The sequence below is a fragment of the Paenibacillus sp. S29 genome, assembly GCF_049319765.1.
Lineage (GTDB): Bacteria > Bacillota > Bacilli > Paenibacillales > Paenibacillaceae > Paenibacillus > Paenibacillus polymyxa_B.
This window is the reverse complement of the sequence record NZ_JBMOUI010000107.1, coordinates 1-261: the sequence shown is the minus strand read 5'-3', so window position 1 is coordinate 261 and position 261 is coordinate 1. Positions and strand designations below refer to the sequence as shown.

Annotated in this window: 1 tRNA gene; it reads right to left on the bottom strand. The window is 52.5% G+C overall.

What is annotated here, in order from left to right:
- Positions 1-80 precede the first annotated feature (80 nt).
- Positions 81-154: transfer RNA gene (locus tag ACL9RM_RS26745), tRNA-Met, on the bottom strand.
- Positions 155-261 lie beyond the last annotated feature (107 nt).

The window sequence follows — 261 nt, the reverse complement described above, 5'->3', positions numbered from 1 at the left end:
GATTCGAACCCTCGCACCACTTTCGCAGTCTAACCCCTTAGCAGAGGGTCCCCTTATAGCCACTTGGGTATCTCTCCGAGTAGCGGCAGAGGGGATCGAACCCCCGACCTCACGGGTATGAACCGTACGCTCTAGCCAGCTGAGCTACGCCGCCACCTTATATATAAATTCAGAAATATTCAAAACATGGCTCCCCGAACAGGACTCGAACCTGTGACAACTCGATTAACAGTCGAGTGCTCTACCAACTGAGCTATCAGG